18 protein-coding genes are annotated in these 15,705 nt (G+C 59.7%); all 18 read right to left on the minus strand.

Annotated elements, in window-relative coordinates; all coding sequences use genetic code 11:
- Positions 1–18 precede the first annotated feature (18 nt).
- Positions 19–897: a hypothetical protein gene (locus ACH2ED_RS05900; protein ID WP_395089280.1), complete on the minus strand. Its 879-nt coding sequence runs from the start codon at positions 895–897 to the stop codon at positions 19–21.
- Positions 882–1,325, minus strand: coding sequence for a hypothetical protein (locus ACH2ED_RS05905; protein ID WP_395089281.1), 444 nt, complete (start codon positions 1,323–1,325; stop codon positions 882–884). The genes ACH2ED_RS05900 and ACH2ED_RS05905 overlap by 16 nt, the downstream gene beginning before the upstream one ends.
- On the minus strand, positions 1,322–1,507 hold the full coding sequence (locus tag ACH2ED_RS05910) for a hypothetical protein (protein ID WP_395089282.1): 186 nt from the start codon (positions 1,505–1,507) through the stop codon (positions 1,322–1,324). The genes ACH2ED_RS05905 and ACH2ED_RS05910 overlap by 4 nt, the downstream gene beginning before the upstream one ends.
- Positions 1,504–2,004 (minus strand): hypothetical protein, encoded by a 501-nt coding sequence (locus ACH2ED_RS05915; protein WP_395089283.1) that lies wholly within the window; start codon positions 2,002–2,004, stop codon positions 1,504–1,506. The genes ACH2ED_RS05910 and ACH2ED_RS05915 overlap by 4 nt, the downstream gene beginning before the upstream one ends.
- Before the next feature lie 226 nt (positions 2,005–2,230).
- Entirely contained in the window at positions 2,231–2,620 is a 390-nt protein-coding gene (locus ACH2ED_RS05920; RefSeq protein ID WP_395089284.1) for a hypothetical protein, read from the minus strand.
- Positions 2,621–2,679: 59 nt separating this feature from the next.
- On the minus strand, positions 2,680–5,808 hold the full coding sequence (locus tag ACH2ED_RS05925) for a hypothetical protein (RefSeq protein WP_395089285.1): 3,129 nt from the start codon (positions 5,806–5,808) through the stop codon (positions 2,680–2,682).
- 38 nt (positions 5,809–5,846) lie between these two features.
- Entirely contained in the window at positions 5,847–6,107 is a 261-nt protein-coding gene (locus tag ACH2ED_RS05930) for a hypothetical protein (protein WP_395089286.1), read from the minus strand.
- A gap of 50 nt (positions 6,108–6,157) precedes the next feature.
- Positions 6,158–8,677: a hypothetical protein gene (locus tag ACH2ED_RS05935; protein ID WP_395089287.1), complete on the minus strand. Its 2,520-nt coding sequence runs from the start codon at positions 8,675–8,677 to the stop codon at positions 6,158–6,160.
- A gap of 66 nt (positions 8,678–8,743) precedes the next feature.
- Positions 8,744–10,252: a hypothetical protein gene (locus ACH2ED_RS05940; protein ID WP_395089288.1), complete on the minus strand. Its 1,509-nt coding sequence runs from the start codon at positions 10,250–10,252 to the stop codon at positions 8,744–8,746.
- Between the two features lie 6 nt (positions 10,253–10,258).
- Complete coding sequence (locus ACH2ED_RS05945) at positions 10,259–10,390, minus strand: hypothetical protein (protein WP_395089289.1); 132 nt, start codon at positions 10,388–10,390, stop codon at positions 10,259–10,261.
- A 116-nt stretch (positions 10,391–10,506) separates the two neighbouring features.
- On the minus strand, positions 10,507–10,944 hold the full coding sequence (locus ACH2ED_RS05950) for a hypothetical protein (RefSeq protein ID WP_395089290.1): 438 nt from the start codon (positions 10,942–10,944) through the stop codon (positions 10,507–10,509).
- A 53-nt stretch (positions 10,945–10,997) separates the two neighbouring features.
- Positions 10,998–11,495, minus strand: coding sequence for a hypothetical protein (locus ACH2ED_RS05955; protein WP_395089292.1), 498 nt, complete (start codon positions 11,493–11,495; stop codon positions 10,998–11,000).
- Between the two features lie 198 nt (positions 11,496–11,693).
- Positions 11,694–12,143 carry a hypothetical protein gene (locus tag ACH2ED_RS05960; RefSeq protein WP_395089293.1) on the minus strand — a complete coding sequence of 150 codons (450 nt, stop codon included), beginning with the start codon at positions 12,141–12,143 and terminating at the stop codon, positions 11,694–11,696.
- Between the two features lie 43 nt (positions 12,144–12,186).
- Positions 12,187–12,669 (minus strand): hypothetical protein, encoded by a 483-nt coding sequence (locus ACH2ED_RS05965; protein WP_395089295.1) that lies wholly within the window; start codon positions 12,667–12,669, stop codon positions 12,187–12,189.
- Positions 12,670–12,693: 24 nt separating this feature from the next.
- The gene (locus ACH2ED_RS05970; RefSeq protein ID WP_395089296.1) at positions 12,694–13,209 is read right to left on the minus strand and encodes a hypothetical protein; all 516 of its coding nucleotides are present in this window, start codon (positions 13,207–13,209) and stop codon (positions 12,694–12,696) included.
- 16 nt (positions 13,210–13,225) lie between these two features.
- Positions 13,226–13,627, minus strand: coding sequence for a hypothetical protein (locus ACH2ED_RS05975; RefSeq protein ID WP_395089297.1), 402 nt, complete (start codon positions 13,625–13,627; stop codon positions 13,226–13,228).
- Between the two features lie 12 nt (positions 13,628–13,639).
- Positions 13,640–14,182, minus strand: coding sequence for a hypothetical protein (locus ACH2ED_RS05980; RefSeq protein WP_395089299.1), 543 nt, complete (start codon positions 14,180–14,182; stop codon positions 13,640–13,642).
- 301 nt (positions 14,183–14,483) lie between these two features.
- Positions 14,484–15,512: a hypothetical protein gene (locus tag ACH2ED_RS05985; protein ID WP_395089300.1), complete on the minus strand. Its 1,029-nt coding sequence runs from the start codon at positions 15,510–15,512 to the stop codon at positions 14,484–14,486.
- Positions 15,513–15,705 lie beyond the last annotated feature (193 nt).

A 15,705-nucleotide genomic window follows, 5' to 3' on the forward strand; every position in this document is an offset into this window, starting at 1 on the left:
ATCACCACCCACCATCCTTCACCACCCCACCACCCCGAGAACCCGTGCATCATCGGCGCTACAGATCGCGTCCGCCGCCAGCTCCGAGCGCTGTCGCTGGAACCGCAAGAGCGCAAGGCCCGATTGACACCCGAAGATGCCGTCCTCATCACCGCTGGTGAGCAGCCCTTTGCTCACCAGCGCCTCCTGCACAGCCTTTGCGCGCTCGCCCACGCTCCCGATGCAGATAGCAGGCTCGCCACTCTTTGCCAGAGCCGCCCACACACCCGAGGGTAGGAGCAAGTAGCGATACACCTCTTGCTGCACCTGGTAGCCGCACGTCTTAAACTTGTCCCAGTCGCCATTACCGGGCTTGCCGCTCACGACCTGACACCCCGCGCTAGAGTAGCTCTCCGTTCCCCAAGCCGCGTGCAGGTTGTCAGCGGGACTGTCCAGGCTCACATCGTCTGTCTCAGGCTCGTAGAGTCCGTCGTCGTCTGTCCGGCAGATGAGCTTCTCTCCCGCTTCGCGAAATGCCCAGTGTCCCGTCGGTGTCCCGGCGCGGTGCTGGCCTTTGGTGAACCGATAAAGCCCCGGGAACACTTGATTACAGCCCCTGCCTCCACGATCTGCCGCGCCCTCGACATAGCGCATGGTGGGCACCGTAGATCCGAGGAACATATCCAGCTTGCCGCTCTTGGGGCTCCACTGCCCGATGGTGCAGCGCAGGGTGGTGTAGTTGACGGGCTTGGAACCATCCAGCTCTCCAGGCTGCCCGGTGGCTGAAGCTTCGGAGCTTCGTACGGGGACAGCGCCACGAACGCCGAAGAAGACCAGGCTCTCGCCGCTGAGTGCCAGGGGGATCGAGAGAGCGGTAAAGACCCGGTGTAGGTCGGGGTCACTTAGTTTCCAGGGCATGGGGTAGTCTCCTTTCGGGGCGGGTGAGGATTAAGACGGGGCATCACAGAGATGTCCAGATACGGCGCACTACGACCATTGCTGGTGTGTAGAGGGTGGGTAAAGTCGAAGTGAAAGGCCCAGCCGAGCCGTCCGTGTGGCTTGGGCTGGGGGTTGGGCACCAGCTCCCCGGAGAGCTGGTAGCCTACTGGGAAGTGAGCAACCACACGCTCCCGAATCGCCTCGATCATCGTCTCCGCGTCGGTGGCACCATCCGTCCAAGGACAGGCGATCAGGTCAAAGTCGGTGGCCATGCTCCCATGCACCGCGAGCGCGTAGCCGTGCTCTCTGGCGATCTGCTGAAGCCCTGGGAGGATGGTGGCATAGACCAAAGCATAGGATTGGCAGGCAAGGCGTTGTTTCTTGGGCGCGGCACTCTCGACACTCACGAAGGGCGCTCCTTCGTGATCGTGATGATCGCATCGAGTGCCCTCTGCGCCGCTTGCTCGGCCTGATGCTTGACCGTGTTCGCCTCATCAAAGCTCAGGCTAGTGCGCAGGTAGTCCCAGACAGCTTTGTGCAGCTCCTCAACGCGGGCCTGCTTCGGGACGGGGATATTAGGAATCTTCACGGTTTTTCTCCAGTCAACGCAGGTGCGATCAGCTCCTGTTGAGCCGCCGCAAAGGCCGCATCGTACTGCTCCTTGGTGATCGCACCCGCCGCGAGGTACGCATCGAGCCGCGCCTGTGTTGCCCGGAACTTACCCAGACCGTCTACCGCGCCGATCATCCCCGCGTCCGCTTTGGGCACACGCAGGCGCAGGAGGCCATCTACTAGAGCGCCCAGTCCAGGGCCTGTAGACTCCTCCACCCGGCCCAACGCGTGACCAAAGAGCCTGTGTACAAACTGAGAGCCTGTGCCGATGGTTGCTACCATACGAACAACGGCGATGGGGGTAAACGCTTCCCCGCTCTCTATTATGTTAATCGTGGCAGAGGCGAGAGTAAGTACGATCACCACCAGCACCCGGAGCCAGCGCCGCTGTGGAGCAGGATCGTTGAGTACCGCCGCAATCGGCGGGATTACAGCCGAGAGAATGTAGGGCAGAAAGAGGGTGAGTTGGTTCATGCGCTTTTCCCCCTGGGTTGGTGGACGGGCTGCACATGGGCCGCGCTCGTTCGGGGAGGGGTGGGGTGGTGTCGTCGGTCGGTCGCGACAAAGGCAAAGGCCAGACTCAGGGCAGAGGCAATAAGCGATCGTCGGGCAAGCAGATCGCCCCCCGATAGGACGGACACTAGACAAGCAAGCAGTAATATCACCGCAAGTGCATAGAAGTAGTAGTTGATTTTCATATTTATTCCTGTCCTGCCGTCGGGGTCGTCGCCGAAGTAGTGGTAGAGGGCGCAGGCACCGTGCGAATCACGCCCAGAATTCTGTCCGTGATGGCGGGGGGGAGCGTTTCAAACAGCCGCAGGAGCACGGGTAGCGCCACGATGGCCACCAGAGCTCCTGTGAGAGTGTCCGCGCCCTCATACGTCGCCACAACAGGCTGCCAGTGAACCAAGGCGCTGTAGCTTGGCCGGGCAACGACGTAGCCCGCTGCCGCCGTCGCCGCGAACAGCCCGCCACGCTTCAGCAGATCTTCTCGAAAGCTGTCGCCGCGCTTCGGTTTGAAGCGATAGCCCGCTCCGATCGCGGCGGTAACAACGACGCCAAAGAGGAGTGGAAGTGAAACAGTTAGCATTGGCACTCGTGGTAATTCCTTGCTGCTAGGTGCGCCGCGATCGGAGACCGGTTTTGAAATCAGCTCCGCGTCCAGTAACGCCCATCGTCCTCGCTGTACCAATTACTGGTACTGGTCTCGCCCTCGATGGTGCAGGTGAGATTGATTCTGCTGGCCGAGTCCGGGGCGGCGCTGATGTCAAAACCCGTCTTGGTGGTTCGTAGCGCCGCCCCGCCCAGCACAGTGAAGGTAAACACCGCGCTAGGGCTAGCGTCGCCTGCCGCTTGCCAGGTGCCCTTGAGGTTGCCGATGCTGCCGGTGTCAGCTACCCACGCGGCGCGCAAGACACCACCGCTGATGTCTACAGCCGTGCGCGGATACTGGCCGCTGGCGATGCTCATAGCCGGAGTGCTCCAAGTGTCACCGTCGTCGTCGGAGTAGATTTCATAGATGCCATCTCCGCTCACTCCTGCCCTGCGCCAAAAGAGCAGGTAGGTACGCTGTCCATGCCAATAAAAGAGCGCGGGTTGCCTGTCAATGTAGCCACTGGTGATGAGAGCATCTGCCGCCGTCGCCGCGCCCATAGGGACTGGGAAGTTCCAGCGTCGCCACCGGATCTGCCCTGCCTCGCCTGTTGCAAGCGCCATCCACCCGGCGGCAGGGTTGATTATCTCAAGACCACCAATAGTCGGGGCGACGAACCGCATCGGGATTCGGTGGCGAGCAGCAGACTGGACAATCACGCTCAGCTCGTCCGTGTAGGCATCGTGCTGCATCGCGAAGCCACGAAGCCACTCCGACCCGCTCGCAAAGTACCCCAGGGCATCCGACACATCTGAGCCGCGCTCGCTCGGGTAGGGAATCGTCTGACCACTACGAACCCGAGTGCCAACCGTCACGGGATCAAACGCTCCATCGCCAACAACCGCGCCGTAGACCTGGCTGTGGATCATTGCCACACCGACAACCAGCGTCGCTCCTGTCGTGGTGCTTGTGCCCGCATGACCAAATACGTCGCCGATGTTGGCCGGGAAGGAGAGCGAAACCACGCCGAGCTGGTAATCAAGATTCGCACTGCCTTCCGGGGGAGTCTCCACCACGATCGAAGAGCCGCCGCCGCCGGAGCCATCGAGCGACGTATCCACGGTGCAGCTCCACCCCTGAAGCAAAACGTTCCAGAGCCAGCCCGCGCCAAGCAGCCCACTTGCCGGAAGATTCCGGTTAAACCAGGGGACGCTGCCGGTGCCCGTTGCGGGCGGGCAGAGCAGCGTAGGAGACAGTCCCGGGTTTCGCGTGTGGTCTAGTGAGTCGAAAAGATCGCTGAGCGAGATATTGCCGGTGCTTGGAGCACTGGCGCTGTTAAGATGCGCATCCGTCTCCTCCACCGCGAGCACGCGCCCATCGCAGGTCAGGTCAAAGAACGCCCGCTTCCGGTTGCCTGAGAACGGGAAAACTCCACCCGTGGGCATCTGCGACTCGTACCAGCCGCCCTGGTGCATCAGGCAGGTGGCGAGCGCCGCCCGGTCTGATGCACCAGAAGCAGCCCGAACCAGGGTCACGCCGGATATTGTTGTTGCCCCGCCGCCGGAGATAGACCCCAGTACCTCCAAGCGATCTACCCAGCCGGGGCCGGTCAGCCAGTTCTCCCCGCGCCGAATCCCCGCCGAGGGGGAGTCATCGTTTGGCCAAGTCGTGGGCCAGTTGTCCGTCTCGACCGACCCCGGACGGTTGGATGGGTTCAGAAGGTCAATAATGAAGGGGCCTGCACCGACAATTGGCAAGCCTGCCTTATCGGTGAGCCACTCGTAACTCACCACCATCCCCCAAGTCGCGCCACTGTCTCGGACAATCTTGATCTTGCCCCCGCTGGCAATGGCTGTACTAACCTCAACTTGCAGGTAGCGATAATTGAGTAGGCTCTGTTTGGTTGTCCAGGTGCGACGAGTCCCGCCCGTGACGGCGCTGTCCGCGCCACCCGTGACCTCGAACTCAGCAGCAAGCAGGATGTTCATTCCCTCGATGCGTTTATCCTTGAGAAAGCAGCTCGCACCGTAGTTGCTCGGGTACGGAGGGGCACCGTCGTAACCCCTGGCTGTCGTCATCCACGAGGTGGGGATCTGCGCGGCAATCGCGCCGTAGTTGGTTGAGCCGAGGTAGTCTTTGGTCAGCGACTGGTTTGTTACATACTCCCAGAGCTGGGTGAATGTCTTGGTCAGGTGCCCGCCTGTAGAAGCCTCGGTGGTGCTCGTTGAGGAGACGCCACCAAAGCCGATTAACTGGAAATCGGGGTCAAGGGCAGTCCCCCCCACTTTCACGCGGTCGGTAACGGCGTAGGCATCTAGGACTAGATCAATCTCTCGCGGCCTGGCACAGGAGCTTCTGCTAGAGACCGAAACCCCCCCACCTCCACCCGAATCGGCAGAAGCTAACCCGGCAGTAGACTTTGCTGAATTTAATCCATAATCTATGTGCTGAGTCACCCCACGCTCGGTGTAAGAATAGTGGGTATCTGTTGAGTGAGCTGCATCACCGTAGAACCAGACACACTCCGCTATAGTTGTGTAGGTGAGCGCTGCATTGTAGTGAGGTGCAGAGACGTTTGCCTGCGCCGTTATGGCGATTCGGTCGTCGTCTGTCGTCAGGGCCATGGTCGGGTTGAAAACCCCGCTACTGGCTACCGTGCTGCTGGCGCTCTGCCCTCCAGAAAGGGCAGTGTTGTCTAGTGTCACGCTGAGGGCCGCTGTGCCCGCCGGGTCGCCTTCCCACCGGAGCATCAGAGTGCCCGCCTCCGTCTCGCCCCCCGTGAAGGCGCTGCCCCGTGCCCAGTTGCACGACAGCCGGACATCAATATGAATTGTCCAGGAGAGCGTCGCACTGAACGCGACAATGTAGGGCGGGTCAATGTAAGCCCGGTGCACCAGCGGGAACTTGTGAACGGTTCCCCCCGTGAGCGTGACCTGGATACCAAAGTCGTAGCCACCACCACCAGCAGCTTCCCGATACGTCTCCGCGAGGACAATCCAAATGCCGAGCCCTGCCGAAACTTGGCACGATGCGAGCTTCGTGTAGATCTCGGCAGGAACGCCGGGTACCACGCCATAATCCGGGTTGTTCTCGCTATTCTCGGCAAAGTCCAGGCGCATCGTGCCAGATGCCGAGAGCACGCCGTAGTCGTTGCGAAAGCCAGAAAGAGAGGAGAAGAGGGCCATTAAGGTTTACGGATAGGATTAGTAGCTGACGGACCGAGTCAGTAGCTGACGAACCGCCCGAAGCTATCTATGTAAAAGCTGCCCGCCGTGCGCGTCCCGTCGTCGTTCACTTTGAACAAGAAGCGGCCATTATTTCCCTGAAGCGCAATGCGATTCTTTGCCACGATGGGCATGTGCGGCAAGCTGCGCTCCATCTCGGCGGAGTAGCCCAGGTTGACGAGGCTCGTCGTCGCCCGACCCCCCGCGCTGTCGAGTGCCTTCTTCTGCTCAAACTGCTCCAAATTATCGTATAAACTCACGAACTTTACTCTCCTTTTTAGATGACTCTGGCTAGTCCGATCAGCCCTAGCTAGGGTTGGTAAGGGACTAGCCTCTCCAACTCGTAGTCCGCTGTCATCTGTCTGTCGTGGTCAAAGCGCGGCGTGCAGGAGCGGACATACCAACCCGCCGCGCCGTCGAGAGTTACCACGTCGTAAAACCGAAGCGGACGCTTGCGGCTCGTGCTCGGGTCGGTGATGAAGAGCAGCGGTGCCACAAAGCGCGTCCTCTCACGCGCCATGCAGGTGAAGGCAAAGAGCCTGAAGAGGATGAAGTCCACTGCCTTTTGCGTCTCTGCCCATCCCCCGATAGCGGCACCTGCCCAGAGCGCTGGATCGGCCAGAATGACTGTCTTCTCGTAGCCGAGGTAGTGCGGGCTGTCCGGGTCGGGGTCAACCGTGCTGGAGGGCACTTTGTAGCTTTTGTAGTTGTACAGGTGGTTGTCCACACGCACGCCGCCCGTCCCCCAGCCATCCACCACCGTCAGAGCCACCAAGTGGTTATTCTCAGGCGCAATGAGGTAGCTCTCCCTCCGCCCGAAGGTGGGGGCAGTTCCTGCCGGGTAGCTCGCAAGGCAAGCGCCGGGAAGGAGGGGAGCGCCCTCGCTCCATGTTGGGCCCCCTACAAACGCGGCAAGTGCTGTTGTGCTGGTCGGCGCACCGACCAGCGTCCACTTGCCATAGGTTCCCTGGTTCGTGTCGAACACGAGGAAGCGGCCCAGGTAGTTTCGGCAGAGACGGACGATCATTTCCGCGATGCTGGTAGAGGGTTCCAGAATGCGATCGCTGTCTTGTGTCCCGATCCCGGATCTGAAGCGCATGGCGAGATCCGGGATGTTCTGCATGGCAGCGGGGAATCCCGCTGCAGTGAGGAGCCGCTTGATCGCGTCGGTGATCTTCCATCCCACAATCTGAGAGGAGGACGCAGCGGCATCGTAGGCAAAATCCTGGTACGAGAGAGCGGTGCGCAGCGTTACGAGCTGGAGCCGATGCCACATTCCCGCCGCTGTGATCTGGTACTGACTCCACTGCGCGGAGGGATGCGTCAGAGCGCTCCCCCATTCGCCTAGGCCAGCGCGTTTGCCCGCTTTGCCAAGCTTCGTGCGTAGCGGTGAGATCGCAGTGCCCTGAAAGAGCACAATATCGGTGGGTGTGCCGCTGCTGGAGTCGGTGACGATCACGCGCATCGGAAGCTCCGCGCGGGTGCGAAGGCGCGGGTAGGCGTTGAACTTATCCTCACAGCGCACAGAGGCGATCTCGGTGCGTGGGTCGCTCACTCCGGACTGGATGCGAAAGCCCGTGCCACTCAGGCTAAACGCCGTTGGTGATCGCAGGGTGCTCACCGGATCGCGCTGAGTTTTGTAGGCCCACAGAACCGGCGTGGTGGTCTTAGGCCCCGTCATGTCAAAGCCCACGTAGAACGCACTGCCGGGTGTCGCGGTCGAGACCGCCCCGCCCGTGCCATCGTAGAGCGTTGTGGTAATCGTCGTGCTCGCGGGGAGCCTGCTGATACTCTGGAGCGTCACGGCCCGGGTATCAATCGGGTCAGTACCCCAGAAATCCGATAGGAGACTCCCTGCCGCCGCGTACACGAGGGTGCTCACCTGCCACTGCGCCCGGACATTGCGCCGCTCCAGAATCCAGAGCTTTGCCGATGTTGTCACGTTCCCGCCACCACCAGATTGATCCTGAATCGGTGCGCGAATCTCGTCCCACCGGAAGAGGTGCTCAGAGCTGACCACGCCGCCCGAAGTGGATCGCGTGCCGGGAGTGCTTGCAAGCCCTGCTGATGCCTGCTGAGGTGCATCGAGGTTGGCCGATGCAAACGCGATAAACTTCTCTCCCGTAGGCCCCACGTGTGGATAGCAGATGATCTGATGGTAGTTGCCAGTCACCTGATTGGCCTTGCTAAAGCGAAAGGACGAGTGCTTTTTCCATGCGGTTGAGCCACCCAGCGCGGGCGTTCCGTACTCCCAGATTTCCGCGTTCCCATCGCCACGAAACGCGAGAGCGTACTGCCCAAAAACCACTGCGCCAATCCAATCGTAGCCACCCCGGTTTATTCCGTTCACCGCAAACCGAATGCAAACGCCTTTGTTAATAGAGAGCGTGCTGTTGGTCTTGAGGATCGGGTCCATCGCTACCGTCATCGTCCCTAGCGCCGTGGGGAGCGTAGAGATCATCGTCGTGGGCGAGAGACTCGGGGGTGCGGTTGCAGCAGCAGACGTTTTGCGAAAGAACTTATCCAGTAGCCCGTACTCGGTTCCAGGGTCCCATCTTCCAGGAATCGTCGTGGAGTCTGATGCTCCAATAACAGCAGTAACGCCCGGATCAGTCTCGATAAAGCGTCCGAGTTCCATCTGAAGAGGGCGTAGCGTCCAGGCTCCGGATGCCCAGAAATGGATATTGGAGACGTAGGCGCTATCTGCGGATTTCTCTGCCGCCGCAAGCGGGGCGATCTGGTCGTAGAATCGCCAGCCGCCCCACAAGGTTTGAGAGAGGTCGTAGAAGTCCCCATCAAACTCCATCCGCGTCGCGCGAGAGGGAGTCATCGCGGAGGAGTTTTTTGGTTCGAGCGTGCCAGCCATAAGTTACAGTTTTAGCCCAGCCATAGAGTTTTAACCTAGAGCGCCTATTCGTAGCGATCTGCTGACCATTGCTTCGTGGAGCTGCTGGCCTTGAAGGGGGGACGGGAGCGCTTCGCGGCCATAGGCACCAAGGCCTATATTCGTGTTGAGCCGGTTCATGGCCGATGTATTCGCTTGAAGTGCGAGCGTGTTGCTCATCACCGGAGACTGCTTCTGCTTCCCCGCTCCGTCATGCCCTGCGTCGCCAAGCAGTCCGCCCGTCAGTGCCCCCAGAAAGGTGTCGTAGTGGCGATTGTTGCCACGAAGCCCCTTGATGAACAATGCGATGCCATTGACAACCTTTGTCGCCTCGTTGAACAATCCCGTTATGTCGTCAGAGAAGAGCTGCCCGACGGCGCTCTTGAAATTGTCCACGGCCTGCGCCTGGGACTTCTGCGCTGTGTCGAACTCCGCCGCGAGTGCCTGCGCCTTCGGGTCGTTGATCTGACCCGTCACCCTGGCTTGCTCCTTGATCCCGCGCCGCGTCTCCTCAGACAGCAGGGCATAACGGGCCACTTCCTGCTCAATGCCCAGGGTGATTGAGAGCTGGCGACGGAGGCGCTCATCCCCCACCTTCGATGTCTCCTCAATGGCTTTCAGGTACTGCCCTGTCCAATCGAGGTTTCCGTACTGACCCTTGAGATTGTGGATGCCGATACGAGCCGCTGATTGCATCGCCTGTGGGTCAGTGGTGATGCGCTCCTGGAGGCTTCGTGCAGCTCCTGCCGAGCCTCCCACAAGCCCTACTCTAGCCGCGTCCGCTACCGATCCGCCCGAGGTTGCCTGCGCCGATGTCAGCGCATTGGTGACACGGGCACCTTCCGCCGCTGCGCTCACGGCCATCTCAAAAGCACCAAGGGCGATCTTAGCAATTAGAAACGCTTTAGCGAGCGGGGCGACGAGTTTAGCAAGGGGAGCAAGGCCCGCTAGAATGCCACGGGTCGCAGCCGGGCCGACTGCTGCATCTAGTGACTTGCCCAGCAGAGGGGCCGCGCCGCCCGGCAGATTGATGCGGGTACTGTAGAGAGCCTGCATCTGCGGAGTCATGGCGGCATGCTTACCAGATTCCAGTGCTTTGGTAGCGCGAGCCAGGTTGATGTGCGTGTCTTCCTGCTGCGCTCCGTTTCCACTTTTGCGCGCCCATTCGTACTGAAGGTAAGCTTTCTGGTAGCGAGCATTGGGTCCCAGTATGCTGGGATCTTTCTCCTTTGGCTCCGAGTTTTCCCGCTTGGCCGATGGCTCTTTTCGTGCGTTCTGCGCCGTCCCAAAGTTGTTAACAGGAGCGGCGGGCATGCCGCCCGCCGCCGCTGGCATCGCAGACATAGCCTGAGCGCGAACCTTCGCTGCCTCAGTGTATGATTCGTTGGTCTTGCCTACAGAGCGAGCAAGAGCGGCCTCTGCCCTGACAACCTCACGCAGTACCAGCGCGTAGGACTTAGCCGTCTCCAGACCTTCGTACTGAAGGCCGAGCAAGAGCTGAATCTCGTCATCTTCTTCCATAGTTGGCTACGAATCTTCCTGCTGGTTCTTGAGATACTCGATCTCGTAATCGTGCATGGCGCAGATGTCGCGCAGCCAGTCTGGTGAAAGACCTGTGACCTGCTCGGGAAGCGCTATTTTTGGCACTAGGTAATCCACCAGGACGTGAAGCATATTGTGGATACCCGTAAGAAGCACGTCTTGCCGGGTGGTGATGTCCGGGTGTTGCCCGGGATAGTTCAGCGCTGCGGCCAGCAGATACCCGCGCCGCCCACTTAGCCGTGGGGAGACGCGGCGCGGACGTTTGGGTGCTCATCATCCTCGCCATCTTCTCCCGTGATGAGATCGTTTACCCATGCGTTGATCGCCAGGAAACAGCCCGAGTCGCGCTGCATCAGAGTCGCCCATGCGGGGAACTGCCAGAGGTCATCCACCGTCTCGCCCTCACTTGGCACCTGCATAAGCAGAAGCCGAGCAATCAGGAAGCAGAGCGTTTTGCTGACATTGACAGGAGCGCAGCCGGGACCAGTATCGTAGCCACCGGCCCACTTCGCCCACAGCTCATCACGCTTATCTAAAATACTGAACTGCTGCTCACCCGCGTCGCTAATCGCAACGGCAAAACTGAAGACCTCACCACTTTTTGTAGTGAACTCGCGGCTCTCCTGCCGAGTTGGGACAGGAGGCAATGAGGAAGGGTTAAATTTAGGCATAGTGGATTGAATACGCTGGCATAGTGGTAGGTATTAGATCAAGAAGGTAGGTATTAGATCGGGGCTGTGTCGGTGGAGAGGCCGAACCAGACACCGTAACCAATGGGCTGGAGAGATAACTCTTGCACGTTCTCGCCCGCCGCGATCCCGTTGCGAAGCCCGCCGCGAGCGCCTACAGCGACGCACTTGGCACTAGCTCCCGTGCTCAGATGTCGCCCTCGGTAGTTGTAGACAACGCGGGCGTAATCATAGGCGGCGGCGATGGCGGTCAGTGTGCCCAGTCCATTCTGCGGGGTGATCTCTCGAACGGTAAAGTTAAAGTCCTCGTGCTCGTTCTGGTAGTTTGCGACGCCCATGTCCGAGGGCATGAAGAGCACATTATTGGGGTTGTTCTGGATTTCAAATGCTTTCCATGTCGCAGTGCCCGCCCCGGCCACGCTCATCTCGATCGCAGTGCTCCAGGTGATGCCTCCGGATCCCATCGTGCCGCCTTGGATGGTGGCAGACAGTAGGTCGCGGGCTTGTAGAAAACTTGGTTTTAGGAGTGGCATATTAAGGAGTCTCCTCTGTGATCACATCCACGGCGGCTACCCAGTCTGTCAGGGCAGTCTCCTCGGCAACAACAACAGCCCCCATCGGGAGCGGCATATTCGGTGATACTTCAATCACGCGAGATTGCGCCTCACCGGGAGATGATCCCGCTTTGGGCAACGTACGGAAAACTTGGACTTTTGGCATGTGGAAAACCTCTACTTTGCGAGAATGGCAGCCCAAAGGCCGCGCTGGATGCGATAGCGATGGATACGCTGAATGCGACGCCTCACGCGGCGAATAATTGGGCGGGGAACCATCGTCTCCGTCCCGTGCATGAACTTGGCTTTCGGATCGGTGTTTCGGATGCGAGAGCGAAGCAGGTTGCCGGTGCGTGTCGGGCGCGTTGCTCTCCACGAGCGTTTGAACTTGCCCGTCTGCTCGTTGATAACCTTGGGGTCTTCGCGTGCCGTGCCGTGCCGCCGAGCATAAGGATGATCGCGGCGGCGAAGCTCAGCGGTAGACAGTCCCCCTGAAGAGGCTTCCATGAGCTCTCGTTGCGCGTCTTCCTGGGTAAGAGTTTCGGCCTTTGCTGTGACCTCCCGGACGCGCTTCTCCAGTCCCTCAAAGATCGCGAGGGCGCGGCGGGTAGATACTCTGGCAATCATAAAAACACTCGCAGGAGACCCCCGGCTTTAGGCCGTGTGAGGTCTACGCTGGTGTGAGATCCACCAGAAGTTTAACTTGTAGCTGTCCGGTTGTCAGTGGTGCGGAGCCGTCAAGCACGACTCCCTGAGCGTCGGTTTGCCGAGATGTGTCGAAGCTGGTGGAGTCCTCGTCGAGGCAGTACGTTGGCTCCGCGCCAGGCCGGTAGATTTTCTGCCAGAGCCGCACCAGCTCCTTCATGATGTCGTTGGTTTGATCCCCGCTCATCCTCTGCGGTGCAACCAGCGTGATGCTTAGTGGCAACGCAAAGAGGTTACTGTCTGCGGCTCCGCGCCCAGGCTGGCGATCCATGCGGCTGATCGTCAGGATAGCAAACGGCGCAGTGATCTCGCCCGACTCGATCCTATCACGCCAGTTGATCCGTGCATTCTGCTCTTCTCGTAGAGCTTGGCATTTCCACACAGTAGCGATCATGCCCAGAATCTGTTTGATGGCAGCTTCGTAGCCGTTGGTTGGTGCAGCGCTCATGCGTGTAATGCCTTGCTCATACGTTTACCCCCCAAGATCATTTAGGACTCGCAGCTCAATGCCAGGAGGGAGGTTGCTTGCTGTCGTTTGCACACGGGCCACAAGCGCCCGCTGTCCCCCCATAGGATGCAATGGGCCGGGCTGCACGCTCTGAGGCGCTCCCTGGCAGATGTAGAGCCGGTGCGCGTTGTCGCCCGGGGTCAGCAAGTAGAGCACCCACTGATCGCCTAGCTCCGTACCCTCAGGAAAGAGGAAAACGTCGAGCGTGAAGAGGTTATTGACGCGGGTGCGGCCCAGTACGCTAGCTTCGTTCGTCTCGGGTGTCGAGTTGTAGAAGCACGCCTGGTAGATAGTCGCGAGTCTGTAGCCAGAGTCCGCCAGAAGAACCCCAGAGTTGGGCTCAGCACTACTCGCCAGAGTCTCTAGCCTGCTTGGCCTCCAGAGCGCAACAGCGTGGGGGAAGTGCATATTTTCCAGATGATCCCGTCCCATGATGCGGGAGGGAAGGGAGCGCAGTCCGCGCTCGGCAAAAGTTCGCATGCTAGCCTGTTGACCCTTACCAGCCGCTCATGCTGCCGAGGGTGTCTGTGTCTGTGTCGTCAGTCGTGAAGATGACGTCAGGAGCGTTGGCCACGACAGCCGTCATGGTCGCGGCGACAAAAGCCGGGTCACTTCCTGCGAGGCTGCGCAGTGTCTTAGCACGAGCGGCAAGAAGCTCGGGCATCTTACTCGGATCGGTGCTCTGGTTATCGTTCTTGGTGATCACTGCGATCTTCGAGGCATCCGCAGCGATGTTATCGAGCGCGAACGCAGCGGCCAGCATCGGAGAGCTGTCGAACGTGTCCAGAAACACCTGAAGCTCCGCATCGGTGAACACGTAATCTGCCTGAAACGTATCCGTGCAGAATAGGCGCGTCTTGCCGACTGTCGTAGAAAGGTCGTAGGTAAATGCAGGCATGGCAATTATCGCTTAGCGAGCGGAGTCCGCAGGGGTAACGAGTGAGTAGGCGGGAGGCGCTTCTCCTGGAGTCTGGAGATGCTCGGGAAGAAGGGGGTTTGTGACTTTCCCGTCTTTCATTTCATGCTGCCCACAGTCGAGGAAGGCATGAGTAAACATGATGTGGCTTCTCCAGGGCATCAGCCGCGTCTCGGAACGGATTGCATTTGGCATCTGTGCGGGGAGATCGTAGGGATCGTATTGTGTCACCAGAGCGCAACGATTTATCCCTTTGGGGTCTACCGGAGTGAAAACGAGCGTCTCACCATCCGCAGACCACGACGAGGCGCGGCCCTGTCCCAAGATGGGCAAAAACTCACGGGCAATCTGTTTCGTGTCAAAGAGAACGATCTTGCCTGACACTGCCAGTAGCGAGGCGCTTGTCTTGCCCCACGGGTACCAGGCAACGGCCACATATCCTTGTGGTGGCCCTGCCTCGTTTTCAGCACGAGCGCGGAGAACGTCAGGGTCGCGGGTAGGAATTTGCCTTGCGCGGGTAGGAAGTTGTCTTGCCATGATGGGTCTGAGAAAAAAGGGTGCGTTTTTTTAGGCGCACCCTTTGGAGGACAATAGGAAAACAGAGCCAGGAGTGCGCTGCCCCCCAAAAACTGATCCAGCGACTGAGTTAGTTTCTAGAGGGAACGCCGCCCCTGCGGCACTCTAAGTGGCTGTGTGACCGCCTTTTCCCGTCCACGTCTATGGAAGTGACGAGGAAAGGGGGCATCCCGAGGCTCTCATCCTTCACCCTAGGCGGCAGATGGGACGTACCAAGACTAACTCAGCCCGTGGACCAAATCAGGGGTACAGGCCAGGAGGGCTAGAGATCCGTACCGGAGATCAGGTAGCCACCGATAGCGAGCGAGCTATCGTCTACCGAGATGTGCTTGATGTCAATGGTCATGTCACCTTCTAGCCATTCACCGCCGCGTGCCTCATCGCGGTAGGGCCGGATAGAGACACCTTTGATACCTGTGGTGGGATTGGGTGCGCAGAACGTGCGGCCAAAGTGCACCGAGCGAGGGCCAGTCTCCGGGCTCTTGTAGAAGACCAAGGCCAGGTTATAGCCACTGGAGTCTACCCAGATATTTCCAGAGGTGTTTGCCGCGCCTTCATTGCTCGTAATCTTCTGCGCCGCCGCCTCAACGGTGCTCAGCCCGCGCAAAACCTTGGGCAGTCCGGCGCTCGTTAGCGCGTCCTGGTGGGTGTACTTCACCAAGTCCTTGATGGTCGGGTGGTCGGCTAGCACTTGGGCGGAGTCCACGGTGTAGAGCGCCGTGTTGGGCTCGCGCAGGAGTGAGCGGCGAACGGCCAGCTTGCCATCGCGGATGTTGTTGAGCGGTAAGCTCGTTGCCGAGGTGTAGGCTGCCCACGAGGTCGTGTTGGTGGTCAAGGTCACCTTGTTGGCCGTTGGGTAGAGGCTCGTCTTACCCACCTTGTACGCGGCCATCTCCTCTTTGTCCATCGCTAGACGCGCGGAGAGCTGAAGGGTAGCGTCCACACGGGGCTGAATCATTGAGGAGCCAGGCGTCGCCGCGGCATTTCGCACAACCGCATCCGTCACGAGCTCGCGGTGCGCGTAGTTCTCAGTGTAGTACTGATCTGAGCTGAGGGCATGCTCAATCACGTTGGCAACGCCGCCGTCCTTGCGCAGAGACTTGCTCTTGCCGTTGGAGTCGAGGCCAGAGGTGCGAAGGAACGCATCCCGGTTGTACACCCAGTACTTGTCCGAGCGAGCATCCACGGGCAGATCGGGGAAGACCTGCTCAGCGGCAAATTCCGCGTTCATGTAGGCAATGCTGATTCCCGTCAGGAACGCATCCACCTGGAGTTGGGGCAGTGTTGGCATTATTTTCTCCTGCAACCTACGGGTTGCGTTAGGAATAGCAAAGGGCCACGCCAAAGTTATTGACGTGGCCCTGTAAAGGGAAAGTAGTGATGACTAGATTTAGGCAAGACCCGTTCGGGGGCTGTAAAGGATCTCCGCAAGCTCACCGGCGGCGGCAGTGCTCATTGCAATTCCCGCAATGGTCTTAACAGCG

This window comes from Armatimonas sp., assembly GCF_043757465.1.
Classification (GTDB): domain Bacteria; phylum Armatimonadota; class Armatimonadia; order Armatimonadales; family Armatimonadaceae; genus Armatimonas.

Bases quoted from the DNA above. Each gene is read 5' to 3' on its own strand.
- ACH2ED_RS05975 (WP_395089297.1), bottom strand. From the start codon at position 13,627: ATGCCTGCATTTACCTACGACCTTTCTACGACAGTCGGCAAGACGCGC.
- ACH2ED_RS05940 (WP_395089288.1), bottom strand. From the start codon at position 10,252: ATGGAAGAAGATGACGAGATTCAGCTCTTGCTCGGCCTTCAGTACGAA.
- ACH2ED_RS05950 (WP_395089290.1), bottom strand. From the start codon at position 10,944: ATGCCTAAATTTAACCCTTCCTCATTGCCTCCTGTCCCAACTCGGCAG.
- ACH2ED_RS05900 (WP_395089280.1), bottom strand. From the start codon at position 897: ATGCCCTGGAAACTAAGTGACCCCGACCTACACCGGGTCTTTACCGCT.
- ACH2ED_RS05980 (WP_395089299.1), bottom strand. From the start codon at position 14,182: ATGGCAAGACAACTTCCTACCCGCGCAAGGCAAATTCCTACCCGCGAC.
- ACH2ED_RS05915 (WP_395089283.1), bottom strand. From the start codon at position 2,004: ATGAACCAACTCACCCTCTTTCTGCCCTACATTCTCTCGGCTGTAATC.
- ACH2ED_RS05935 (WP_395089287.1), bottom strand. From the start codon at position 8,677: ATGACTCCCTCTCGCGCGACGCGGATGGAGTTTGATGGGGACTTCTAC.
- ACH2ED_RS05970 (WP_395089296.1), bottom strand. From the start codon at position 13,209: ATGCGAACTTTTGCCGAGCGCGGACTGCGCTCCCTTCCCTCCCGCATC.
- ACH2ED_RS05925 (WP_395089285.1), bottom strand. From the start codon at position 5,808: ATGGCCCTCTTCTCCTCTCTTTCTGGCTTTCGCAACGACTACGGCGTG.
- ACH2ED_RS05965 (WP_395089295.1), bottom strand. From the start codon at position 12,669: ATGAGCGCTGCACCAACCAACGGCTACGAAGCTGCCATCAAACAGATT.
- ACH2ED_RS05955 (WP_395089292.1), bottom strand. From the start codon at position 11,495: ATGCCACTCCTAAAACCAAGTTTTCTACAAGCCCGCGACCTACTGTCT.
- ACH2ED_RS05960 (WP_395089293.1), bottom strand. From the start codon at position 12,143: ATGATTGCCAGAGTATCTACCCGCCGCGCCCTCGCGATCTTTGAGGGA.
- ACH2ED_RS05920 (WP_395089284.1), bottom strand. From the start codon at position 2,620: ATGCTAACTGTTTCACTTCCACTCCTCTTTGGCGTCGTTGTTACCGCC.
- ACH2ED_RS05985 (WP_395089300.1), bottom strand. From the start codon at position 15,512: ATGCCAACACTGCCCCAACTCCAGGTGGATGCGTTCCTGACGGGAATC.